The following is a 22,936-nucleotide window of genomic DNA, read 5'->3' on the forward strand; positions in this document are numbered from 1 at the left end:
ACCAGGAGACCCCGCATGGACTTCGGACTCGTCCTCCAGACCGACCCGCCCGCCTCCGCCGTCGTCGGCCTGATGCGCCGCGCGGAACGCAACGGGTTCCGCTACGGCTGGACCTTCGACTCGGCGGTGCTCTGGCAGGAGCCGTTCGTCATCTACAGCCGCATCCTGGAGCACACCGACCGGATGACCGTCGGCCCGATGGTCACCAACCCGGGCACCCGCACCTGGGAGGTCACCGCCTCCACCTTCGCCACCCTCAACGACATGTACGGCAACCGCACGGTGTGCGGGATCGGGCGCGGCGACTCCGCGATGCGCGTCGCGGGCCGCCGGCCCAACACGCTGGCCCGGCTCGGCGAGGCCATCGACGTCATCCGGGACCTGGCGGAGGGCCGGGAGGCGACGGTCGACGGGCAGCCGGTGCAGATCCCGTGGGTGAAGGACGGACGGCTGCCGGTGTGGATGGCGGCGTACGGGCCCAAGGCCCTCGCGCTGGCCGGACAGAAGGCGGACGGCTTCATCCTCCAGCTCGCGGACCCGTTCCTCACCGAGTGGATGATCAAGGCGGTACGGGAGGCCGCGTCCGACGCCGGCCGGGACCCGGACTCCGTCACCATCTGCGTCGCCGCGCCGGCCTACGTCGGCGACGACCTCGATCACGCCCGTGAGCAGTGCCGCTGGTTCGGGGGGATGGTCGGCAACCACGTGGCCGACCTCGTCGCCCGCTACGGCGAGCACTCCGGCCTGGTGCCCGAGGCGCTCACCGCGTACATCGCGGGCCGCTCCGGCTACGACTACAGCCATCACGGCCGCACCGGCAACCCGGACACCGCCTTCGTCCCGGACGAGATCGTCGACCGGTTCTGTCTGCTGGGTCCGGCCGAGGCGCATATCGAGAAGCTCCGGGCGCTGCGGGACATGGGCGTCGACCAGTTCGCGGTCTACAACATGCACGACGCGCGCGAGGCGACCATCGACGCGTACGGCTCCACGATCATCCCCGCACTCACCGCCTGACACCCCTGCGCGCCCCACGGTTCCGTCCCGTCCGCACCGCACCCGCCCGCACCGCCCCGCACGGCACCGCTCCCGAGCGAAGGGGTCGACCACCATGACCGCCACCGTCCCACCCACCCCACCGCCGTCCCCGCAGGACGCGATAGCCGGGGCCACCGCCGCGTCCGGCCGCGTCGAGTTCGCCCACGGATACGTCCCCGACGACACCCGTTTCACCAACGACGACCTGCTGCCCGTCCCCGTGGAGCGGCGCACCTGGACGACGTACAACTTCGCGGCCCTGTGGATCGGGATGGCCCACAACATCCCGTCCTGGCTGCTCGCCTCCGGCCTGGTGGCGCTCGGCATGGACTGGAAACAGGCCGTGTTCACCATCGCGCTCGCCAATGTGATCGTGCTCGCGCCGATGCTGCTCACCGGACACGCCGGACCCAAGTACGGCATCCCCTTCCCGGTCCTGGCCCGCGCCTCGTTCGGGCTGCGCGGCGCCAACCTGCCCGCGCTGATCCGGGCCGCCGTCGCCTGTGCCTGGTTCGGCATCCAGACCTGGATCGGCGGCGTCGGGATCTTCACGCTGCTCGGCAAGGTGTTCGGCGGCTGGGCCGGTGCCGGCGAGATCGGCGGGCAGCCGTGGACGCTCTGGCTCTGCTTCACGCTCTTCTGGGCGCTCGAACTGGCCATCATCTACCGGGGGATGGACGCGCTGCGCCGGTTCGAGAACTGGGCGGCGCCGTTCGTCCTGGTCGGAGCCGTCGCGCTGCTCGTCTGGGTCGCGGTCAAGGCGGGCGGCTTCGGTCCGCTGCTGGACCAGCCGTCCGCGCTCGGCTGGGGCGCCGACTTCTGGCCGGTCTTCTTCCCGTCGCTGATGGGCATGATCGCGTTCTGGGCCACGCTCTCGCTCAACATCCCCGACTTCACCCGCTTCGGCGCGGGCCAACGCGCGCAGATCCGGGGCCAGTCGCTCGGCCTGCCGACCACGATGACGTTCTTCGCGCTGCTCTCGGTCTTCGTCACCTCCGGCTCGCAGGCGGTGTACGCGGTCGCCATCTGGGACCCGGTCGAGCTCGTGGCCCGTACCGACAACGTCTTCGGACTCCTCTTCGGCCTGGTCACCGTGTTGATCGCCACGATCTCCGTGAACATCGCGGCCAACGTGGTCTCACCGGCGTACGACCTGGCGAACCTCGCGCCGAAGTTCATCAGCTTCAAGGGCGGTGCGCTGATCACGGGTGTGGCCGGGGTCGTGATCATGCCGTGGAAGCTGACGGAGACGCCCGAGCTGTACATCTTCACCTGGCTGGGACTGGTCGGCGGGCTGCTCGGTACGGTGGCGGGCATCCTGATCGCGGACTACTGGATCGTCCGCCGTACGGTCCTCGACCTCGCCGACCTCTACCGGCCCGGCGGCCGTTACTGGTACCGGGCCGGCTGGAACTGGCGGGCGGTGGCGGCCTTTGCCGTGGGCGGCGTCCTGGCGGTCGGCGGTTCGCACTCGGCTCCCGGCAAGGGGCCGTTCCCGGCCGACGGGCTGATCCCGTTCCTCGAGCCGCTCGCCGACTACGGCTGGGCGGTCGGGCTGGCCTCGTCGCTGCTGCTGTACGTGGTGTTGACCGGGCGGGAGCGTCGGGAGCGGGTTTGATGCGGCGGGGCCGGTCCTGTGCGGTGTGTGCGGGGCCGGCCTCGTAACCGAGACGTGTGCTCAGACGGGCTTGACGCTGCGGCCCAGCAGAGCCGTCACATCCACCGTCTCGGAGGCGGCCGGGGTCTCGGCGGGCACCGGCCGGTCGAAGCCGGAGAAGTTCACGGTCCCCTCCTCCTCCGCACCCTGCACGGCGATCCGCACCGGATACGGCTCGCCCTCGGTGGCCACGTACACCGTCAGCCGCTCATCGCCCTGGGCGCGGGTCACCGGAATGACGGGCGCGCCGTCCACCTCGGTCTCGCGGCCCTTGGTGAGCGTGCCGCGTTCGGCGGCGTCGCGGTTGTCCGTGATCAGCTCGCGGAAGGTGTCAAGGTCACAGACCTCGGTGACCGTCAGCAGCCGGGCGTCATCGGCCTTCGCCTGCAGGTAACGGCCGTCGAGGATCGCGTCGAACGTGGCGCCGCCGATCGGCACATGGGTCTCCCAGAACGCCCTGTCCGGTTTCAGCCAGACATCGCCGGCGCGCTTCACGATCTCCACGGAACCGTCCTCGCCCATGTCGACGCCGCCCGCGCAGTTGCCGGCCCGGTCCAGCGTCAGATCGACGCTCATCCGGTCGCCGCTCCCGTCGAGACTGCCGCGCGCGCTCAGGTGCAGGGAGGAGACCTGGAGCAGCGCGTCCCGCGAGCGGTCCGCTATCTGCTCGGCGCTGAGCGAGGCGATGTCGTCGTCAGCCCGCGCGACCGCGCCACCCGTCACGGTGAGCGCGACGGCCGCCGCGCCTGCCGCGGTCCGTGCGGCCCAACGGTGTCCGCTCACGTCGCCTCCTCGGAAAGGGCCCGGTCAGGGGCGTACGAACCAGGGTGACCGGCACATTCGAGCGTACGCCGGGAGCGAGGCCGCCGCCCGGCGTGCGCACGGAGAGTGAAGCGCGGCGGTGTTTTCGGCCACGGAGCGTGGGCAGAGCCGCGTACGTGATCCCGCCTGGGTTTCACGTACGCACACACACCACGGAGGAGAACCATGAACCTGTTCACGGGGAAGCGGACCCGGTCCGTCCTGCGGGCGCTGGTCGTCGCGGCGGCGGCCACCGCGTTGGCGAGCCCGGCCACCTCGGCGACCGCCGCGCCGGCGGCGATCCCGCCCGGCCTCTCCTGCCACACCGGCAAGCACGCCGTCGACGAGTACACGGGCTACGCGCTCTGCCGCAACGACGGGAGCCAGACGCAGACGTTCTGGGTCCACCTGGTCTGCGGCTGGGCCCCGGACGTCGACGGCAACCGGGTCACGCTGCGGCCCGGCGAGTCGGGCCAGTCCACCGCCCACTGCGGGAAGATCGGCACCGGTATCGGCGAGATCCATGTCCGGCCGTAACGCCGAACGCGTGCGGCGGCCGTAACGGTTGAGCGTGCCGCCTCCTCTCGTTACCCTCCAGTAAGTACGTGTGGGAAGCGGCCGGGACGACCGGTCGACCCCGCGGCCACGAGGGAGGCGGCACGCCCATGTCCTCAGCGGAGTCCACCGAGCAGACAGACCCGGCCGTACGAGCGCACCTCCAGCACACCCCGCGTCCCGCACCGATGCCCGGCCTCGCCGAGAGCGCACGCCTGCTCACCGACTCCGCCACCACCTCCACCGCGCTCGTCGCCGACGCGCTCGCCCGGATCGAGGCGAGCCAACCCGTCCTCAACGCCTTCCGCCACCTCCGGTCCGAGGCCGCTCTCGCGGAGGCGGCCGAGGCGGACCGCAGGCTGGCTGCGGGGGAGTGGCTACCGCTGCTCGGTGTGCCGGTCGCGGTCAAGGACGACACCGATGTGGCGGGCCTGCCGACACACTTCGGCTGCGACGGCGAGCGGCCGCCGGTCACCACCGACAGCGAGGCGGTCCGGAGGCTGCGCGCCGCCGGAGCCGTGATCGTCGGCAAGACCAACTCCTGCGAGCTGGGCCAGTGGCCGTTCACCGAGGGCCCCGCCTTCGGCGCCACCCGCAACCCCTGGAACACCGCGCACACACCCGGCGGCTCCTCCGGCGGATCGGCCGCCGCCGTCGCGGCGGGCCTGGTCCCCGCCGCCCTCGGCTCGGACGGCGCCGGGTCCGTCCGCATCCCCGCCGCCTGGACCCACCTCGTCGGCATCAAGCCCCAGCGCGGCCGCGTCTCGGTCCACCCGCACCACGACGCCTTCCAGGGCCTCACCGTCAACGGCCCTCTCGCCCGTACGGTGGCGGACGCCGCGCTCCTGCTGGACGCGGCCGCCGGCGCGCACCCCGACGACCTCCACCGCCCGCCCGCCGTCCGCGCCTCCGACGCCGCCCGACGCGATCCGGGCCGCCTCCGCATCGCTCTCGCCTGGCGGCCCCCGCTCACCCTCACCGGCGCCGGACCCGACCCCGAGGTGCGCCGGGCCGTCACCGCGCTCGCCGAGACCCTGGCCCGGCTCGGCCACCACGTCGAGGAGGCCCGCCCCCGCTACGGCCTGATCGGCCTCGCCTTCGTGCCCCGCGCCACCGCCGGCATCGCCGAATTCGCCGCCCGCCACCCCGAACCGGCCCTCCTGGACCCGCGCACCCGCAGCGCCCTGCGGACCGGGACGCGGCTCGGCGGCCGGGTGGTGCGGGCGGCCCGGGCCCGCGAGGTACGCCAGCACCGCCGGATCGGCGCACTCTTCGACACGTACGACGTCCTCCTCACCCCGACGACCGCCGCGCCTCCACCCCTTATCGGCACCTTCGACCGCCTCAGCGCCTGGCGCACCGACGTCACGATGGCGGCCGCCTGCCCCTACGCCTGGCCGTGGAACGTCCTCGGCTGGCCCGGCATCAGCGTCCCGGCCGGCCTCACCCGCTCCGGCCTCCCCGTCGGCGCCCAGCTCCTCGGCCCGTCCCGCAGCGAGGAGCGGCTGATCGCGCTCGCCGCCCAGCTGGAGGACGACCTGCGCTGGTACGAGCACCGGCCGCCGATCGTGTAACGCGGAGTGATCGAGGAATCACCGGACCCCGTACCCGGACTGTGAAGCCGTACGGGGGCCTTGTGGAGCCACGGGCGGTGACGAGATATCTTGATGTCAAGCAATGTTGCAGACGTGGAGCGGAGCACCCGGTGACTGACTCGACCATCATCTATACGCACACCGACGAGGCCCCTGCCCTGGCGACCTATTCCTTCCTGCCCGTGATCGAGGCCTACGCCTCGACCGCAGGCGTCACGGTCGAGCGCCGTGACATCTCCCTCGCGGGCCGGATCATCGCCAGTTTCCCGGAGCGGCTGAAGGCCGAGCAGCGTATCGATGACGCACTCGCCGAGCTCGGCGAGCTGGCCAGGACGCCCGGCGCGAACATCATCAAGCTGCCGAACATCTCGGCGTCGATCCCGCAGCTCAAGGCGGCCATCGCCGAGCTCCAGGAGCAGGGCTACGCGCTCCCGGACTACCCGGACGACCCGAAGAGCGATGAGGACAAGGACGTCCGCGCCCGGTACGACAAGGTCAAGGGCAGCGCCGTGAACCCGGTGCTGCGCGAGGGCAACTCCGACCGCCGCGCCCCCGCGTCCGTCAAGAACTACGCCAAGGCCCACCCGCACCGCATGGGCGCCTGGAGCGCCGACTCGAAGACGAACGTCGCCACCATGGGCGTCGACGACTTCCGCTCCACCGAGAAGTCCGCCGTCATCGCCGAGGACGGCTCGCTCCGCATCGAGCTGCACGGCGACGACGGCGCCACCACCGTGCTGCGCGAGTCCGTACCCGTACTCAAGGGCGAGGTCGTGGACGCGGCCGTCATGCGCGTCGCCGCGCTGCGCGAGTTCTTCACCGCGCAGGTCGCCCGCGCCAAGGCCGAGGGGGTGCTCTTCTCCGTGCACCTCAAGGCCACCATGATGAAGGTCTCCGACCCGATCATCTTCGGCCACGCGGTCCGCGCCTTCTTCCCGAACACCTTCGCCCAGTACGGCGACCAGCTCGCCGCCGCCGGCCTCACCCCCAACGACGGCCTCGGCGGCATCCTCAAGGGCCTCGGCTCGCTGCCCGGCGTCGGTGCCGAGATCCAGGCGTCCTTCGAGGCCGAGCTCGCCGAGGGCCCGGCCCTCGCGATGGTCGACTCCGACAAGGGCATCACCAACCTGCACGTCCCCAGCGACGTCATCGTCGACGCCTCCATGCCGGCCATGATCCGCACCTCCGGCCACATGTGGGGCCCGGACGGCGACGAGGCCGACACCATCGCCGTCCTCCCGGACAGCAGCTACGCCGGTGTCTACCAGGTCGTCATCGACGACTGCCGCGCCAACGGCGCTTTCGATCCGGCGACCATGGGCTCCGTGCCCAACGTCGGTCTGATGGCGCAGAAGGCCGAGGAGTACGGCAGCCACGACAAGACCTTCGAGATCTCCGCCACCGGCACCGTGCGCGTCATCGGCGCGGACGGCACCGTGGTGCTGGAGCAGGCCGTCGGCGCCGGTGACATCTTCCGGATGTGCCAGACCAAGGACGCGCCGATCCAGGACTGGGTCAAGCTCGCCGTCACCCGCGCCCGCGCGACCGGCAACCCGGCGGTGTTCTGGCTGGACGAGACCCGCGCGCACGACGCCAACCTGATCGCCAAGGTGACGACGTACCTCGCCGACCACGACACCGACGGCCTGGACATCTCCGTGAAGTCGCCGGAGGAGGCCACCGCCTTCTCCCTGGAGCGCATCCGCCGCGGTGAGGACACCATCTCCGTCACCGGCAACGTGCTCCGTGACTACCTGACCGACCTCTTCCCGATCCTGGAGCTCGGCACCAGCGCGAAGATGCTCTCCGTCGTCCCGCTGATGAACGGTGGCGGCCTCTTCGAGACCGGTGCCGGCGGCTCGGCGCCCAAGCACGTCCAGCAGCTCGTCAAGGAGAACTACCTCCGCTGGGACAGCCTGGGCGAGTTCCTGGCCCTCGCGGTCAGCTTCGAGCACCTGGCCACCACCACGGACAACGCGCGGGCGCAGGTCCTCGCCGACACCCTGGACCGGGCGACCGGCACGTTCCTCAACGAGGACAAGTCCCCGAGCCGTCGCCTCGGCGGTATCGACAACCGCGGCAGCCACTTCTACCTGGCTCTGTACTGGGCCCAGGAGCTGGCGCAGCAGACCGACGACGCCAAGCTCGCCGAGGCGTTCGCGGCGCTCGCCAAGACACTGGCCGAGCAGGAGGAGACCATCGTCGCCGAGCTGATCGCGGTGCAGGGCTCCCCGGCCGAGATCGGCGGCTACTACCAGCCCGACCCGGCCAAGGCCGAGGCGATCATGCGCCCGTCCGCCACGTTCAACCAGGCGATCGCGTCCCTCGCCTGAGGTTTCGTCCGATGTGAAGGCATCACATCCGCCCCGGCCGGCCTTGTGCCCGGCCGGGGCGGTTCGCTTTGTGCCCTTACGTCGTACGGGCGCCCACCGCAGGCGAACCGGCGAGTTTCACGTGATCGGGTGATCGACCAATCCGGCTGTCCTTCGGCTCCGAATGACGACCGTGAGGATCACCCGGACAGCCCTGACCCGAGGAACGCTGGCAGCCCTGAGCGGACTGCTGGCGGGATTCGCCGCCCTGACCGTCGCCGAACTCGTCTCGGCCGCCGTCAGGCCCGAGGCGAGTCCCGTGACAGCGGTCGGCGGAGCGGCCATCGACCGGACGCCCGCCGGGGTCAAGGACTTCGCCATCCGGAACTTCGGCGAGAACGACAAACTCGTCCTGCAACTCGGCATCGTCCTCACCCTCGCCCTCTTCGCCGTCGCCGTCGGCCTGTTGGCGCTGCGCCACCGCCGTACGGGCTCCGCCGCCGTCCTGGCGTTCGGTGTGGTCGGCGCTGCCTCGGCCGTGAGCCGCCCGGACTCCACCGGCATCACCGACGGACTGCCGTCGCTGGTCGGCGCGGCGGCCGGAGCGGTCCTTCTGTACGTCCTCGCCGACAGGCTCACCAGCCCGCGCCGGATCGCGGGGGAGGAGCAGGAGGAGAACGAGAGCGGCTGGGACCGGCGCGGCTTCCTGATCGCCGCCACCGCCGCGGCCGCCGCCTCCACTGTGGCGGGAGCGGTCGGCCGGACGCTCAACGGCCGCAGCGCCCAGGACGCCGTCGCCTCCCGTGAGGCCGTGACCCTGCCGGCCCCGGCCTCACCCGCCAAGCCGATCCCGGCCGGCGCACAGCTGCGAGTCCCCGGCCTGCCTCCGTTCACCACCCCCAACAACAAGTTCTACCGCGTGGACACCGCCCTGGTCGTCCCCAAGGTCGACGCGAACACCTGGCGGCTGCGCATCCACGGCCAAGGCGTCCGCCGGGACCTGGAGTTCACCTACCAGGACCTCCTCAACCGGCCCCTGATCGAACGCGAGATCACGCTCTGCTGCGTCTCCAACGAGGTCGGCGGCCCATACATCGGCCACGCCAAGTGGATCGGCGTACGCCTCGCCGACCTGCTCAAGGAGGCGGGCGTCAAGCCGCCGTCGCGAGGTGGAAAGGCGGACCAGATCATCGCCCGCTCGGTCGACGGCATGACGCTCGGCACGCCTGTCGAGGACGTCATGGACGGCCGGGACGCCATGCTCGCCGTCGGCATGAACGGCGAACCGCTCCCCTTCGTCCACGGCTTCCCCGTCCGCATGCTCGTGCCCGGACTGTACGGATACGTCTCGGCCTGCAAGTGGATCGAGGACATCGAGCTCACCACCTTCGCCGACTACGACGCGTACTGGGTGAAGCGCAAGTGGGCCCGCAAGGCCCCGATCAAGACCCAGTCCCGGATCGACACCCCCAAGCCCTTCGGGCGCCCCGAGGCCGGCACGGTCATGGTGGCCGGAGTGGCCTGGGCCCAGCACCGCGGGATCGAGAAGGTCGAGATCCGCGTCGACGACGGCCCGTGGCGCCCGGCCCAACTGGCCGAGCAGGACACCGTCGACACCTGGCGCCAGTGGTCCTACCCCTGGAAGGCCACTCCCGGCGGACACACCCTCACCGTCCGCGCCACGGACGGCACGGGCGAGGTCCAGACCGAGAAGCGCACCAAGACCGTCCCGGACGGCGCCAGCGGCTGGCACTCGGTGGTGGTCACCGTGGACTGACCCCTCCCCAACAGGCTTCTTCACAGCACCACTTGATCCGTTTCCGTTTGTGAACGCACCAACCCGTCGACGAACCAGGAGAACTCCATGAACGCCCTTCGCCACCGCCGTGCAGCTGTCGCCGTCGCCGCTGCCGTGATGCTGCCCCTCACGCTCTCCGCGTGCTCCGACTCCGGCTCGGACAGTGCCTCCGACAGCTCCTCCGCCGCAGGCTCCACCCCCGAGGAGTCGAAGCCGGCCGCCGGTGACGACGCCATGATGGACAAGCCGTTCGGCCCGGCCTGTGCCGGCGTTCCGAAGGACGGCGCGGGCAGCTTCGACGGCATGGCCAAGGACCCGGTCGCCACCGCCGCGTCCAACAACCCGGCGCTCTCCACGCTCGTCGCCGCCGTGCAGAAGGCCGGCCTGGTCGACACCCTCAACAGCGCCGAGAACATCACCGTGTTCGCGCCGACCAACGACGCCTTCGCCAAGATCCCGAAGGCCGACCTGGACGCGGTCCTCAACGACAAGGCCAAGCTCACCGAGATCCTGACCTACCACGTCGTGGGTCAGAAGCTCACCCCGCAGCAGTTGGAGAGCGGCACGTTCGACACGCTGCAGAAGAGCTCGCTGACCACGGCCGGCTCCGGTGAGTCGTACAAGGTCAACGACAGCGCCAACGTGGTCTGCGGCAACGTGCCGACCGCCAACGCCACGGTCTACATCATCGACACGGTGCTGATGCCGAAGTAATCGGCAGCCCCGCTGCGGGAGGACGGCCATCACTCCGGCAGCGGGGCTTTTGGCCTCACCGGCCGAAGACCCTTCCCAGCGCCTCCTTCAACTGCCCGACCGTCGGCGGCCGGAGGCAGGCGCTGAGGTAGCCGTCCGGCCGTACGACGAACGCCGCGCCCTCGCCGACCCCGTACTGCCGCGCGAACTCGCCCCGGCTGTCGTGGTGATGAGGAGCCCCCGTCGCCTCGTCCGGCGGCGCGTCGGCAGGCAGGATCCGGCACGTCTCCATCCGGCCGCCGGTCAACTCACCGGCCGCCGCGGCGAGATCGGCGGGTGTGTCACCGGCCGGATGGCTCCCGTACACCACCATGACATGGTCCCGCCCGCGCAACAGGTCGTACAGGCGCACCGGATACGCGGCGATGTCTCCGGTGAGGCCGCCGCAGTCCGGGGCCCGATCGCCCGGCCGGAGCGTCGCCTCGTCGCCCGGAGGCAGCGGTGTCACGATCGGGCTCTCCCGGTAGCCGACCAGGAGTTGGGCCTGTCGGAGCAGGAGCGTCTCCAGGTCCGTCGGGTCCGCCTGCACACCCTCGGCGGCCTGGCGGACCGTCCGGCCCACCACTTCCTCGCCGACCGGGTGCCGTTCGGCGTCGTAGCTCGACGGCAGACGCTGATCCGCCGCGCCCTCGACGGCCAGCGCGAGTTTCCACGCCAGGTTGCAGGCGTCCTGGACACCGGTGTTCATGCCTTGCGCGCCGGTCGGCGGATGGATGTGCGCCGCGTCCCCTGCGACGAACACCCGCCCGTCGCCGTACCGGTCCACCAGCCGGTGGCTGATCCGGAACACCGAGGACCAGCGCAGCGCGGACGCGGTGACCGGCTCCGGCGCCAGCCGGTCCAGCACCTTCTGGATGTCGGCGAGAGCAGGAGCCGTACCGCCTTCCAGGCCGTGCGCGACCCCGTCGCCGGAGTCCGGCCGCTCCGCCGACAGCTCCGGCGGCACCAGCATCGACATCCGGTAGCGGCCCTCGCCCGGCAGCGGGACGCAGACCAGCAGGTCATCGATGGCGCCGTCCTCACCCCGGTGCATCGACCGCACCCCGTACCCCGGCGGCAGCCCCCAGCCCACCTCCACATCCGCGAGCATGTACTCCTCCGGGAACGCTCCGCCCTCGAAGGAGAGCCCGAGCACCTTGCGGACCACGCTGTGCGCGCCGTCGCACCCGACCAGGAAGCGGGACCGCACCTCCTCCTCGGCCCCGGAAGCGGTGGCCAGCCGGCTCGTCACTCCGGCCGGGTCCTGCGCGAACGCCACCAGCTCCGTCGAACGCTCGATCCCGGTGCCGAACCGTCCGAGGTGCTCCTCCAGGAGGCGCTCCGTCTCGTACTGCGGCAGCGCGGCGAAGCCGTACGGCACCTCCGGCGGAAGGGCCAGCTCGATGCGGCCCTGCGCGGCCCCGTTCACGTACGTCAGTTGTCCGCGCATCGGGACCGCCGCGTCCAGCACCGCCCGCACCAGCCCCATCCGGTCGAAGAGCTCCAGCGTGCGCGGCTGGATTCCGACCGCCTTGGCGTACGGCAGCCGGGCCGGAAGGCGGTCCACGATCCGGCAGGAGACACCCGCGCGCCGCAGCTCGGCGGCGAGCATCAGCCCGACCGGGCCCGCGCCCACCACGAGTACGTCGGTCGATTCGCTGCGTGCCACCGGGGCCTCCCGCCGTGGGCCCCCTGCCGTACGGTCGTACGGTCCTCTCCATCGTCCTGCCGCCGGCCGACCTCGGCACCCGGAGGGTCAGGCGGGCGAGGGCGGCGGGGTCATCGCCCACCGGATGGTCCTGGTCAGAGCCTTCCCGGCAGGCCGTACGCAGACCTCCTCGACCCCCGGCACCCGAGGCAGCCGCAGCGGCTCACGGGCCCAGCGCGGGAGGCCGGACACGGCGTTGGCGGCGAGTACGGCGTACGGAGGACGGGCCGGCCACGGCAGCGGCGGGTGGAGGAGGATGAAGCGGGCCGCGTCCAGGGCCTCCTGCGTGGCACGCAGTTCCGGGCGGTAGGCGGCGATCCGGGCGGCCAGCTCCGCCCGGTCGTGCGGCGGGTCGGTGACTCCGAGCGCGTGCGCCACCGTCGCCATGTCGTGGATGTAGCCGTCGCATCCGGCACCGTCCAACGGCCGTTCTCCGTAACGCTGGTGGGCCCGGAGGAAGCTGTCCACCTCGGCCACGTGCACCCAGCACAGCAGATGCGGATCGGCCGCGTGGTACGGCTCGCCGGACGGCGCGATGCCGCGCACCCGCTCGTGCACGGAACGTACGCGCTCGACCGCCTCCTGAGCGTGCTCGGCCGTGCCGAACGTGGTCACCGCGAGGAACGTGCTGGTCCGCTGCAGCCGCCCCCACGGATCGCCCTTGAACCCCGAGTGGCCCGCCACGGCGGCCATGGCGAGCGGGTGCAGCGACTGGAGGAGGAGCGCGCGCAGCCCGCCGATGAACATGGACGCGTCTCCGTGCACCCGGCGCACCGGCCGGTCCGGGCCGAACCAGCGCGGGCCGGGCGTGTCGTGGATCCGGGCCCGGTTCTCCGGCCCGGAGGGCCCCGCCACCCGGGAGAACAGGGCCCGGCCGAGCCGTTCCCGTACCCCGGAGTCTGGCTGCGCTCTGTCCATGCCTCCCAGTATGCGGGGCGGCGGGACACCCCCTACGGCACCCGGGCCGTCCACTCCTCCGTCGCGAACTTCGTCCGTACGAGCTCCTCGGCGCGCGCCAGCTCCGCGTCCGTCACGCGGCCGTCCGTGAGGCCGTGGCGCTTGCGGAAGGAGTCGATCATCCGCTCGATCACGACCTGGCGGGGCAGTCCGGTCTGCCGGCGCAGCGGGTCGACGCGCTTCTTCGCCGACCGGGTGCCCTTGTCCGACATCTTCTCCTTGCCGATGCGTAGCACCTCCAGCATCTTGTCGGCGTCGATGTCGTACGCCATGGTCACGTGGTGCAGCACGGCCCCGGGCCCGCCGTCCGGCCCCACCACCCGCTTCTGCGCCGCGCCGGCGATCTTGCCGACCTCGGTGGCGATGTCGTTGAGCGGCTGGTACCAGGCCTTGATGCCCATGTCCGCGAGCGCTTCGAGGACCCAGTCGTCCAGATAGGCGTAGCTGTCGGCGAAGGAGAGCCCGGAGACCAGCGCCTGCGGGACGGCCAGCGAGTACGTGATGGTGGAGCTCGGCTCGGCGAACATCGCGCCGCCGCCGGAGATGCGCCGTACGACGTCCACACCGTGCCGCTCCACGCCTGCCGGATCGACCTCGTTGCGCAGCGACTGGAAGCTGCCGATGATCACGGCGGGCGAGTCCCACTCCCAGACCCGCAGCGTCGGCGGCCGGACCCCCGCCGCGACCTCGGCGGTGATCACCTCGTCCAGCGCCATGTGCAGCGCCGGCGACTGAGGCGCGTCATGGATCAGCTGCCAGTCGTAGTCGCTCCACTCCGTGGCCTGCGCCAGCGCCCGGCGTACGGCGATGGCGACACCCTCCGCGCTCAGCCCGAGCATCACCGTGGAGTCGGGCAGCGCCGCCTCGATCCGGGCCGCGAGACCCGCCGTGTCCGTGTTGGCCGGAGCGCCCTCCAGCGCAGCGTCGATCGCGCGGATCGCCTCGTCGGGTTCGAGGAAGAAGTCCCCGGCGACGCGGACGTTCCGCAGCGCCCCGCCCTCCACGTCCAGGTCCACCACGACCAGCTTGCCGCCGGGAACCTTGTACTCACCGTGCACAGCGCCGCCTCCAGCTCGGAATTGTTCGGCCCGGCTCGGTGATGAGCCGGACACATCCGGCTATAACGGGCGCGGGCTCGTCGATCATCCCTCGCTCCGCGGAGGCACCGCTCGCCGGCCGATCAGCCCGTAGCGCTCGGCTGCGAGCTGCGCCACGCCCACCGCCTGGTCTACGCCGAGGGCCTGGTGCTGGACGATCCGCGCTCCGCGACACCCATCGGGCTCGGCTGTCGGGGGGACGCGGAGGGCGGAGGCCGTCGGGGGGCGGGGAGAACCGCTCGCCGGGACGGGCCTGCGGGGCCGTGGGTGCGGACCGGTGCCATGCGTGTCTGCTCCATCCTCGTGGAAACACGGAACAATCCCGTGGCCGGTATCCTGACTCCCGGATCAGCGCGCGTCCTCATGCCTTCCCGACGGCTTCTGCACCGTCAGTGGCGTGTCCTGCGAGGACGAACTCCCCGGTCACAGTGGCGGGACCGCGCCGGAATCGCACCGGCTTCCCTGACGCCACGAGCCTAGGGCGTGTCCGGCGGATCTTGGCCGGGTCCACGACGTCTGGCACTTCCCCAAGCTCTCGGCTGCGCTCGAGCAGGGGGCCCATCCCTCGCCGCGTTGCCGAAACGCCCGAATCGCTCCGCGATGAGGACGTTCCAGCGCCTTGCGATGCACCGCACCGGACGCCGCGGCCCATTCGGCCCTGATCCGCCGGACACCCCCTTGAGGGTGCCCGGCTGCACGCCGGCCACCCCGCTGCTCACGAACATGTAGTTGGACGTCCTAGTAAGTCCACCCCGCCTCACCCCGGCCTGCCCTCGGGCCCGGCGCGATCGCGCGCCCCGCTCCTGGCATGATCGGCCGACATGAGCGACGCACCACGCCACATCCTCGTCATCGGCATGGGAGCCGGCGACCCCGACCACCTGACCCTCGCCGCCATCAAGGCCATGCGCCGGGCGCAGGTCTTCTTCGTGCTCGGCAAGGGCCGGGAGAAGGAGTCCCTCACCCGGCTGCGGCGGGACATCCTGGCCGAGCACCTGGACGGCCCCTACCGGGTCGTGGAGGCCGAGGACCCCTGGCGGGACCGCACGCAGGACGACCGGGGCCGCTACACCACGGCGGTCCACGACTGGCGCCACCGCCGCGCCGACATCTGCGAGCGCCTGATCGTCGAGGAGCTGGCACCGGGGGAGTGCGGAGCGTTCCTGGTGTGGGGCGACCCGTCCCTGTACGACAGTACGCTCGCGATCCTGGAGGACATCCTGGCCCGTGGCACGGTGGAATTCGGCCATGAGGTGGTCCCCGGGATCAGCAGCGTCTCCGCGCTCGCCGCCCGCCACCACACCTCGCTGAACCAGGTCGGCCGCCCCATCCACATCACGCCCGGCCGACGGCTCGCCGAGGGGTTCCCGGACGACGACGGCGACATCGTGGTGATGCTCGACGGCCACGAGAGCTTCACCCATCTGACGGGCCGCGGCCTGTGGATCTACTGGGGCGCCTACATCGGCACCCCGGACGAACTCCTGGTCTCCGGACCGCTCGACGAGGTCGCCGAACGGATCAGCCGCGTGCGCGCCGAGGCCCGCGAACGGCACGGCTGGATCATGGACACGTACCTGCTCCGCCGGCGGCCGGAAAGCGCGGAACCCACGGAAAGCGCGGAAGGCACGGAGTCGCCGTAGGCCCCGGGTGGCGTGGATCAGTCGAGGTAATGGGCGCGTCCCTGGTCGTCCATGCCGACCGGCCCCTCAGGGATGACGCAGAACTCATTGCCCTCGGGGTCCGCCATGACCAGGAACCCGCTGTCGGCGTACTCCTCCAGCCGGCGTCCGCCGAGCGCCTCGATGCGCTGCTGTTCGGCGGCCGGATCGGGTGAGCTGATGTCGACGTGCACGCGGTTCTTGCCCGTCTTGAACTCACCCGTCCGCTGGACTCCCAGGGCCTGGCCGTTCTCGCGGCGCAGCCAGACGTACGGGCCGGTGCGGTCCACCACCGGCCTGCCGAGCAGCTCGGACCAGAACGCGGCCAGCAGCTCCGGGTCGGCGGCGTCGATGACGAGGGCGTTGATCTGTACGCGTACATCAGCCATGCCCCGATTCTCCCTCCGGCGGCGGACGGCCGACAACCGCCGACCGGCCCTCAGCTGTCGGGCCCCGGCCCGCGAGCGGGGGCCCGGACCGGTGAGCGGGTCACGTGACACAGGGCCGCGGGTCGCGTCGAGGCGCGGCGGCCGCCCGCGCCTCGTCGTCGGACCCGGTCGGAGGTCAGCTGCGGGACTCGTGCGCCCGGATCACGCCGAGCCCATGACCGAGGCTCGGGCACTCGGCGGTCAGGTCGTTGCCCCGCACCAGATAGTTGTGCACGCGCCCGTCGGTGGGCCGTTCGACGGCCCGGTACAGGGTGCCGTTCACCGTGATCGTCCAGTCGTCGCCGTCCTGGGCCCACCCGACTGTCTTCTTCATATGGCGCTTCCCTCACTCGTCGCCGCCGCGGGTCGGCGGCTGGGTATTGGCAAGAAGAACGGCCTGTGACGCTCTGTGGTTCCGGTTCGCCTACGCCATTCGGTTACATCTGCGTCACCATGCCCGCACGATCTGACCAGAAGTCAGCGAACCGGCGAAGAGGAGCCGAACCCGCCACCACTCGTTCGGAGTCCGTGTCTCATATCGCCGTCCGAAGAGTGAACAACGGTGTGCGCCCGGCGGCCATCCGCTTAGGGTGGCCGGTGCAGCTGGTTCGCCCTGTCCGCCAGACAGGGTGTCGTAAGAGGGAACCCGGTGGGAATCCGGGACTGCCCCGCAGCGGTGAGTGGGAACGACCGCCGTCATACGCACTGGGCCCGGCCGGGTCTGGGAAGCGACGGCCAGTAGGTGTCTGCCTCCGGCAGACGTGCCCGCGAGTCCGAAGACCTGCCCGTTGCCCGCACGCGACCGTTCGCGTGCGGAGTTCCCGGTGACCTCGTGGGCGGGTCGGCGTAACCGTCAGGCGGACGGACACGGGCAACGTGTCGTGCTTCCGCCCGATTTCGTCACCCCTTCGCGTCCGCGTTCCGTCCCGGGAACAGCTGGAGACATGCTCGCGAAGGAGAGTCACGTGACAGCGAAGCCCGCAGCCGCGGCAGCACGGGCCACCGTGTACGGCTACCCCCGCCAGGGTCGGAACCGTGAACTGAAGAAGGCCATCGAGGGCTACTGGAAGGGCCGCGTCGACGCGGACACTCTCCGGCGGACCGCCGCCGAACTGCGCAGGGGAACCTGGCAGCGGCTCGCCGAGGCCGGAGTCCACGAGGTGCCGACCGGTGATTTCTCGCACTACGACCACGTCCTGGACACCAGCGTCATGGTCGGCGCTGTCCCCGCGCGGCACCGCGAGGCGGTCCAGGCGGACGCCCTCGACGGCTACTTCGCCATGGCCCGCGGCACGCAGGACGTGGCGCCGCTGGAGATGACCAAGTGGTTCGACACCAACTACCACTACCTGGTACCCGAGTTGCGCCCGGACACGGTGTTCACCGCCGACTCCGCCAAGCAGGTCGCCGAGTTCAAGGAGGCCCTCGCGCTCGGCCACACCCCGCGCCCGGTCCTCGTCGGACCCGTCACCTACCTCCTGCTCGCCAAGGCGGCCCCCGGTGTCGCCGCCGACTTCGAGCCGCTGACCCTCCTGGACCGGCTGCTTCCCGTGTACGCCGAAGTCCTCGCCGACCTCCGGGCCGCCGGCGCCGAGTGGGTCCAGCTGGACGAGCCCGCGCTCGTCCAGGACCGCACCCCGGCCGAGCTGAACGCCGCCGCCCGCACCTACCGCGAGCTCGGTGGTCTCACCGACCGTTCCAAGCTGCTGGTCGCCTCCTACTTCGGACGGCTCGGCGAAGCGCTGCCGGTGCTCGCCAAGTCGCCGGTGGAGGGGCTCGCGCTGGACTTCACCGAGTCCGGCGCCGCGAACCTCGCCGACCTCGCGGCGGCCGGCGGACTGCCCGGCAAGCGCCTGGTCGCGGGCGTCGTCAACGGCCGCAACATCTGGATCAACGACTACGAGAAGTCGCTCGCCACCCTCGGCACGCTCCTCGGCCTCGCGGACCACGTCGACGTCTCCGCCTCCTCCTCCCTCCTCCACGTCCCGCTGGACGCCCGGGCCGAGCAGGACATCGACCCGGAGATCGCCCGCTGGCTCGCTTTCGCCCGGCAGAAGACCCAGGAGATCGCCGTCCTGGCGCGCGGTCTGTCCGCCGGCACCGAGGCCATCGCCGCCGAACTCGCCGCCAACCGGGCCGACCTGGCCTCCCGCACCGCCGCCGTCATCACCCGCGACCCGGCCGTCCGGGCCCGTACGGCGGCCATCACCGACGCCGACGGCCGCCGCTCCCAGCCGTACGCCGAGCGGACCCTCGCTCAGCGCGCGCACCTCGGTCTTCCGCTGCTGCCGACCACCACGATCGGATCGTTCCCGCAGACCACCGAACTGCGCACCGCCCGCGCCGACTTGCGAGCGGGCCGGATCGACGAGGCCGGCTACGAGGAGCGCATCAAGGACGAGATCCGCGAGGTCCTCTCCTTCCAGGAGAAGGCCGGGATCGATGTCCTGGTCCACGGTGAGCCCGAACGCAACGACATGGTGCAGTACTTCGCCGAGCAGCTCACCGGCTACCTCGCCACGCAGCACGGATGGGTCCAGTCGTACGGCACCCGCTACGTCCGGCCGCCGGTCCTCGCCGGGGACATCACGCGTCCCGAGCCGATGACGGTGCGCTGGACGGCGTACGCGCAGTCGCTGACCCAGCGGCCGGTCAAGGGCATGCTCACCGGGCCGGTCACCATGCTCGCCTGGTCCTTCGTCCGCGACGACCAGCCGCTCGGCGAGACCGCCCGCCAGATGGCGCTCGCACTGCGCGACGAGGTCGACGACCTGGAGGCGAACGGCACTTCGGTGATCCAGGTCGACGAGCCCGCGCTGCGTGAGACGCTGCCGCTGCGGGCCGCCGAGCACGCCGCGTACCTTCGGTGGGCGACGGAGTCCTTCCGGCTCGCCACCTCCGGCGTGCGGCCGGACACGCAGATCCACACGCACATGTGCTACGCGGAGTTCGGCGACATCGTCCAGGCCATCGACGACCTCGACGCCGACGTCATCAGCCTGGAGGCCGCCCGCTCGCACATGCAGGTCGCCCGCGAACTGGCCACCCACGGCTACCCGCGCGAGGCCGGACCCGGCGTCTACGACATCCACTCCCCGCGCATCCCGAGCACCGAAGAGGCAGCGGCCCTGCTGCGCAAGGGACTTGAGGCCATCCCGGCGACACGCCTCTGGGTGAACCCCGACTGCGGCCTGAAGACCCGCGGCTGGCCCGAGACCCGGGCCTCCCTGGAGAACCTGGTCGCCGCCGCGCGGGAGATCCGCGCGGAGCTGCCCACCGAAGCGGCATGATCCGACCCGGTACGGGAGCGGTCACCGCCGCTCCCGTACCGGGTGTGCGACCCCGACTCGGTTCAGGCGCAAGCCGGTTCGGAGGTCCGGCCGGCCGGAGTGCGTTCTTCCTCAACGGGAGAGTTAGGTTAACCTAACCGGCGAATCCCGGTTGTGGATCTTGCACTCCGATCGAAGGGCTTCGCCATGGAGCGTGCTCAGGGCCTGCTGTCCGCCGAACTCCCCGTCGAGCGTGCGGTGTGAGTGCCGGTACGGGAGGCCTCCTCGCGGGCGGAGTCGACGGACCCGGCCACCTGCGTGCCCTGACCTCGGTCGTGCTGGACACGTTGGAGAGCGCCGCCCGCGCCCGAGGCGGGCCGCTGCCCGCCGGAGGCCCGGACGCCGTGGCCCGGCGGACCACCGCTCTGGCCGCTCCGGTGCTGCCCGAGGAAGGCGTCGGTGGAGAGGCCGCGCTCGCAGACCTCGTACGGGCGGTGGCCGAGGGAGCAGCCGACCCGGCCGATCCCGCGTGCGTCGCTCATCTGCACTGCCCGCCGCTGGCCGTGGCGGTCGCGGCGGAGCTGGCCGGGGCGGCGCTCAACCCGTCGATGGACTCCTGGGACCAGGCGCCCGCCGCCGGAGTGATCGAGGAGCTGACCACGGCCGCACTGGCCCGGCTCGTCCACCCGGACGCTCCCGCACCCGACGCGCTCATCACCAGCGGCGGCACCGAGTCCAACCTGGTCGCGCTGCTCCTGGCTCGCGAACGCGCGGCGTCCGGCCTTCTCCGGGTGGTGACCGGCGCCAACGCCCACCACAGCGTCCACCGCGCCGCCTGGATGCTCGGCCTGCCCGCCCCGACCCAGGTCGCCTGCCACGACGGCCGGATCGACCCCGCCGGCCTCGACCGCACCCTGGCCGAGCTCGGCGGCGGCCCGGTCCTGGTCGTCGCCACCGCCGGGACCACGGACGAGGGACGCATCGACCCGCTCCCCGAGATCGCCGACATCGTGGAACGGCACGGCGCCGAACTCCACGTCGACGCCGCGTACGGCGGGCCTCTGCTCTTCAGTGAGCGCCTGGCGCCTCGGCTCGCCGGGCTCGATCGGGCGGTCTCCGTAACGTTCGACCTGCACAAACTCGGCTGGCAGCCGGTCGCCGCCGGAGTGCTGGCCGTCGCGGACACCGCGCTGCTCGCGCCACTCTCACTGCGCACCGACTACCTCAACGCCGACGACGACACCGAGGCCGGCCTCCCGGACCTGCTCGGCCGCTCGATCCGTACGACCCGGCGACCCGACGCACTGAAGATCGCGGTCACCTTCCGCGCGCTCGGACGGCGTGGACTGAGCGAACTGGTCGAGCACTGCGTACGTACGGCGGAGGAGTTCGGCCGGGCCGTCGACGCCCGGCCCGCACTGCGCCGCCGGCCCGGCGCGATCGGGATCAGCACCGTGCTGTTCCGGCCGGCGGTGGCCGACGCTTTGGAGGTGGAGGCCGGGGACGCCGTGGTCGCCGAGGTCCGCCGCACGCTGCTCATGGACGGCCGGGCCGTCCTCGGGCGGGCGGTGGCCGAGGACGGCGACGGCAGGCGCCGGCTCTGGCTGAAGGCCACGCTGCTGCACCCGGCCGCAGCCACAGCCGACCTGCTGCCGCTGCTCGACCTGGTGGAGGCGGCGGCTCAGCGGGCGGCGGCCGAAGAGCGCGGCAGCTGCGGTACCGACGACCCGGCGGCGGAAAGGCTGTCGCCATGACGTTGCCGACGCGCACGAACCACGTGGGAGGAACCCGATGACGCCCGGACCGCGAACCCCGCCTCTCGATCTGCTGGGAGTGGGCGCAGGGCCGTTCAACCTCTCGCTCGCCGCCCTCGCCGACGGCGTACCCGGCCTGCGCACCGCCTTCCACGAACAGCGCACCGCCTTCCACTGGCACCCGGGACTGCTCATCGAAGGAGCGACGCTCCAAGTCCCCTTCCTGGCCGACCTGGTGAGCCTGGTGGAGCCGACAAGCCCTTGGTGCTACCTCAATTACCTCAAGACGCGGCGCAGGCTCTTCCCGTTCTACTTCGCCGAGCGCTTCCACATCCACCGCTCCGACTTCGACAACTACCTGCGCTGGGTGAGCACCGAGCTGCCCTCCACCCACTTCGGCCACCGCGTCGACGCGATCGCCTGGGACGCGGGCGAGAGCGCGTTCGCCGTCGACTTCACCCGGCTCGGCCCGGACGGCGAGAGCCTCGGGAGCGGCCTCACCCACGCCCGTAACCTCGCTCTCGGCGTCGGCACCGCGCCGTACGTCCCGGAGCCGCTACAGGCCCTGGCCGCCGACCCCGTACCGCTCGTCCTGCACTCCGCCGACTACCTGGCCCAGCGGGACCGGCTGCTCGCCGCGCGGCATGTCACGGTCGTCGGCTCGGGCCAGTCGGGCGCCGAAATCCTTCTGGATCTCCTGCGGTTGAGGCCGGAAGGCGCGGAAGGGCTGACCTGGCTCGCCCGTACGCCGGCCTTCGCGCCGATGGAGTACAGCAAGATCGGGCTGGAGCAGTTCACGCCGGACTACACGCGCTACTTCCACGGGCTCCCGCAGGCCACCCGGGACCGGCTGCTGCCCAGCCAGTGGCAGCTGTACAAGGGCGTCAGCGGGGACACGCTCGGGGACATCCACGACGAGCTGTACCGGCGCAGCCTCGGCGGCGACTGGCCCGATGTGACCCTTACTCCCGGCATCGAGGTCACCGGCGCCACCGTCACGGGCGGCGGCCGCATCGAACTGGCCGTGGAGCACGGACAGCAGGAGACCCGGGGTCGGCTCACCACGGACGCGGTGGTCCTCGCCACCGGCTACCGGGAGCGCCCGGTCGACACGCTGCTCGCCGCTCTGGACCCGTACGTCGTCCGCGACGGTGCCGGACGGCCGCAGGTCGACGAGGCCCAACGGCTCGTCCTCGCACCGGAGATCGACGGCTCGGTCTTCGTACAGAACGCGGAGCGGCACACGCACGGCGTCGGAGCGCCGGACCTCGGCCTGGCCGCCTGGCGTTCCGCCGTCATCATCAACGCGCTGACGGACAAGGAGACGTATCCGCTGCCGGACCGGACCGCCTTCACCACGTTCGGACTTGGCGCGGCGGAGGACCGGAGCGGAGTGCCCGGGCGCATAGCGCAGGAGCGGATCTGATACGGCTCCGGGCCGCGCGGTGGGTTCACCGTGCGGCCCGGAGCGGGGGTGTCGCGTCGGGGTGTCAGCCCTTGCGGGTGATGATCTCGTCGGTGAGCTGGGGCACGACGGTGAAGAGGTCGCCGACGACGCCGTAGTCGACGAGGTC

18 protein-coding genes, 1 pseudogene and 2 riboswitches are annotated in these 22,936 nt (G+C 71.8%); of the genes and pseudogenes, 12 read left to right on the forward strand and 7 right to left on the reverse strand.

The genetic code is table 11. The annotated features are described in order from the left end of the window. Window positions 1-15: 15 nt before the first annotated feature. Window positions 16-1,017 (forward strand): TIGR03842 family LLM class F420-dependent oxidoreductase, encoded by a 1,002-nt coding sequence (locus ABZ267_RS20780; RefSeq protein ID WP_356749294.1) that lies wholly within the window; start codon window positions 16-18, stop codon window positions 1,015-1,017. Window positions 1,018-1,111: 94 nt separating this feature from the next. Continuing rightward, complete coding sequence (locus ABZ267_RS20785) at window positions 1,112-2,656, forward strand: NCS1 family nucleobase:cation symporter-1 (protein ID WP_356749292.1); 1,545 nt, start codon at window positions 1,112-1,114, stop codon at window positions 2,654-2,656. A gap of 60 nt (window positions 2,657-2,716) precedes the next feature. On the opposite strand, the gene ABZ267_RS20790 is transcribed toward ABZ267_RS20785, so the two are convergent. Next, window positions 2,717-3,478 carry a hypothetical protein gene (locus tag ABZ267_RS20790; RefSeq protein ID WP_356749290.1) on the reverse strand — a complete coding sequence of 254 codons (762 nt, stop codon included), beginning with the start codon at window positions 3,476-3,478 and terminating at the stop codon, window positions 2,717-2,719. Between the two features lie 204 nt (window positions 3,479-3,682). Here ABZ267_RS20790 and ABZ267_RS20795 point away from each other — a divergent pair, with 204 nt between their 5' ends. From ABZ267_RS20795 to ABZ267_RS20815, 5 genes are all read left to right on the forward strand, one after another. Further along, entirely contained in the window at window positions 3,683-4,033 is a 351-nt protein-coding gene (locus tag ABZ267_RS20795) for a hypothetical protein (protein WP_356749288.1), read from the forward strand. Between the two features lie 128 nt (window positions 4,034-4,161). Further along, on the forward strand, window positions 4,162-5,625 hold the full coding sequence (locus tag ABZ267_RS20800; protein WP_356749286.1) for an amidase: 1,464 nt from the start codon (window positions 4,162-4,164) through the stop codon (window positions 5,623-5,625). A 131-nt stretch (window positions 5,626-5,756) separates the two neighbouring features. Further along, window positions 5,757-7,979: an NADP-dependent isocitrate dehydrogenase gene (locus ABZ267_RS20805; RefSeq protein WP_356749284.1), complete on the forward strand. Its 2,223-nt coding sequence runs from the start codon at window positions 5,757-5,759 to the stop codon at window positions 7,977-7,979. Between the two features lie 163 nt (window positions 7,980-8,142). After that, window positions 8,143-9,735, forward strand: a complete 1,593-nt coding sequence (locus ABZ267_RS20810; RefSeq protein WP_356749282.1) for a molybdopterin-dependent oxidoreductase — start codon at window positions 8,143-8,145, stop codon at window positions 9,733-9,735. Between the two features lie 87 nt (window positions 9,736-9,822). Continuing rightward, a complete protein-coding gene (locus ABZ267_RS20815; RefSeq protein ID WP_356749280.1) occupies window positions 9,823-10,470 on the forward strand; it encodes a fasciclin domain-containing protein in 648 nt (215 codons plus the stop codon). A gap of 55 nt (window positions 10,471-10,525) precedes the next feature. Here the strand turns inward: ABZ267_RS20815 and ABZ267_RS20820 are convergent, their stop codons facing one another. The 3 genes from ABZ267_RS20820 to ABZ267_RS20830 form a co-directional block, all read right to left on the reverse strand. Next, window positions 10,526-12,157: an FAD-dependent monooxygenase gene (locus tag ABZ267_RS20820; RefSeq protein ID WP_356749278.1), complete on the reverse strand. Its 1,632-nt coding sequence runs from the start codon at window positions 12,155-12,157 to the stop codon at window positions 10,526-10,528. An 87-nt stretch (window positions 12,158-12,244) separates the two neighbouring features. Beyond that, window positions 12,245-13,114 (reverse strand): oxygenase MpaB family protein, encoded by an 870-nt coding sequence (locus ABZ267_RS20825; protein ID WP_356749276.1) that lies wholly within the window; start codon window positions 13,112-13,114, stop codon window positions 12,245-12,247. 32 nt (window positions 13,115-13,146) lie between these two features. Further along, the gene (locus tag ABZ267_RS20830) at window positions 13,147-14,211 is read right to left on the reverse strand and encodes a biotin/lipoate A/B protein ligase family protein (RefSeq protein WP_356749274.1); all 1,065 of its coding nucleotides are present in this window, start codon (window positions 14,209-14,211) and stop codon (window positions 13,147-13,149) included. A 105-nt stretch (window positions 14,212-14,316) separates the two neighbouring features. Between ABZ267_RS20830 and ABZ267_RS20835 the strand changes: the two are divergent. Both ABZ267_RS20835 and cobF read left to right on the forward strand, forming a co-directional pair. Beyond that, window positions 14,317-14,445, forward strand: a pseudogene (locus ABZ267_RS20835) (short-chain fatty acyl-CoA regulator family protein); the annotation flags it as partial. A 113-nt stretch (window positions 14,446-14,558) separates the two neighbouring features. Then, window positions 14,559-14,738, reverse strand: a riboswitch (cobalamin riboswitch). Between the two features lie 333 nt (window positions 14,739-15,071). After that, on the forward strand, window positions 15,072-15,893 hold the full coding sequence (gene cobF / locus ABZ267_RS20840) for a precorrin-6A synthase (deacetylating) (protein ID WP_356749272.1): 822 nt from the start codon (window positions 15,072-15,074) through the stop codon (window positions 15,891-15,893). A 17-nt stretch (window positions 15,894-15,910) separates the two neighbouring features. On the opposite strand, the gene ABZ267_RS20845 is transcribed toward cobF, so the two are convergent. Further along, the gene (locus ABZ267_RS20845; protein ID WP_356749270.1) at window positions 15,911-16,300 is read right to left on the reverse strand and encodes a VOC family protein; all 390 of its coding nucleotides are present in this window, start codon (window positions 16,298-16,300) and stop codon (window positions 15,911-15,913) included. A gap of 175 nt (window positions 16,301-16,475) precedes the next feature. Then, window positions 16,476-16,673, reverse strand: a complete 198-nt coding sequence (locus ABZ267_RS20850; protein ID WP_018514785.1) for a hypothetical protein — start codon at window positions 16,671-16,673, stop codon at window positions 16,476-16,478. 253 nt (window positions 16,674-16,926) lie between these two features. Continuing rightward, window positions 16,927-17,143: riboswitch (cobalamin riboswitch) on the forward strand. Window positions 17,144-17,304: 161 nt separating this feature from the next. Here ABZ267_RS20850 and metE point away from each other — a divergent pair. The 3 genes from metE to ABZ267_RS20865 all read left to right on the forward strand — a co-directional run bounded on the left by metE (window position 17,305) and on the right by ABZ267_RS20865 (window position 22,788). After that, window positions 17,305-19,629, forward strand: a complete 2,325-nt coding sequence (gene metE, locus ABZ267_RS20855; RefSeq protein ID WP_356749268.1) for a 5-methyltetrahydropteroyltriglutamate--homocysteine S-methyltransferase — start codon at window positions 17,305-17,307, stop codon at window positions 19,627-19,629. A 239-nt stretch (window positions 19,630-19,868) separates the two neighbouring features. Continuing rightward, entirely contained in the window at window positions 19,869-21,362 is a 1,494-nt protein-coding gene (locus ABZ267_RS20860; protein ID WP_356749266.1) for an aminotransferase class V-fold PLP-dependent enzyme, read from the forward strand. A gap of 37 nt (window positions 21,363-21,399) precedes the next feature. Continuing rightward, window positions 21,400-22,788: a SidA/IucD/PvdA family monooxygenase gene (locus ABZ267_RS20865; RefSeq protein ID WP_356749264.1), complete on the forward strand. Its 1,389-nt coding sequence runs from the start codon at window positions 21,400-21,402 to the stop codon at window positions 22,786-22,788. A 64-nt stretch (window positions 22,789-22,852) separates the two neighbouring features. Here the strand turns inward: ABZ267_RS20865 and ABZ267_RS20870 are convergent. Beyond that, on the reverse strand, window positions 22,853-22,936 hold an 84-nt coding region (locus ABZ267_RS20870), incomplete at its 5' end, for an electron transfer flavoprotein subunit alpha (protein WP_356756254.1).

Source organism: Streptomyces sp. NPDC006174 (assembly GCF_040614075.1).
In the GTDB taxonomy this organism is placed as follows: Bacteria; Actinomycetota; Actinomycetes; order Streptomycetales; family Streptomycetaceae; genus Streptomyces.

Coding starts and splice junctions, on each gene's coding strand:
- ABZ267_RS20850 (WP_018514785.1), bottom strand. CDS start 16,673: ATGAAGAAGACAGTCGGGTGGGCCCAGGACGGCGACGACTGGACGATC.
- ABZ267_RS20795 (WP_356749288.1), top strand. CDS start 3,683: ATGAACCTGTTCACGGGGAAGCGGACCCGGTCCGTCCTGCGGGCGCTG.
- ABZ267_RS20815 (WP_356749280.1), top strand. CDS start 9,823: ATGAACGCCCTTCGCCACCGCCGTGCAGCTGTCGCCGTCGCCGCTGCC.
- ABZ267_RS20865 (WP_356749264.1), top strand. CDS start 21,400: ATGACGCCCGGACCGCGAACCCCGCCTCTCGATCTGCTGGGAGTGGGC.
- ABZ267_RS20780 (WP_356749294.1), top strand. CDS start 16: ATGGACTTCGGACTCGTCCTCCAGACCGACCCGCCCGCCTCCGCCGTC.
- ABZ267_RS20785 (WP_356749292.1), top strand. CDS start 1,112: ATGACCGCCACCGTCCCACCCACCCCACCGCCGTCCCCGCAGGACGCG.
- ABZ267_RS20825 (WP_356749276.1), bottom strand. CDS start 13,114: ATGGACAGAGCGCAGCCAGACTCCGGGGTACGGGAACGGCTCGGCCGG.
- ABZ267_RS20800 (WP_356749286.1), top strand. CDS start 4,162: ATGTCCTCAGCGGAGTCCACCGAGCAGACAGACCCGGCCGTACGAGCG.
- ABZ267_RS20810 (WP_356749282.1), top strand. CDS start 8,143: ATGACGACCGTGAGGATCACCCGGACAGCCCTGACCCGAGGAACGCTG.
- ABZ267_RS20845 (WP_356749270.1), bottom strand. CDS start 16,300: ATGGCTGATGTACGCGTACAGATCAACGCCCTCGTCATCGACGCCGCC.
- cobF (WP_356749272.1), top strand. CDS start 15,072: ATGAGCGACGCACCACGCCACATCCTCGTCATCGGCATGGGAGCCGGC.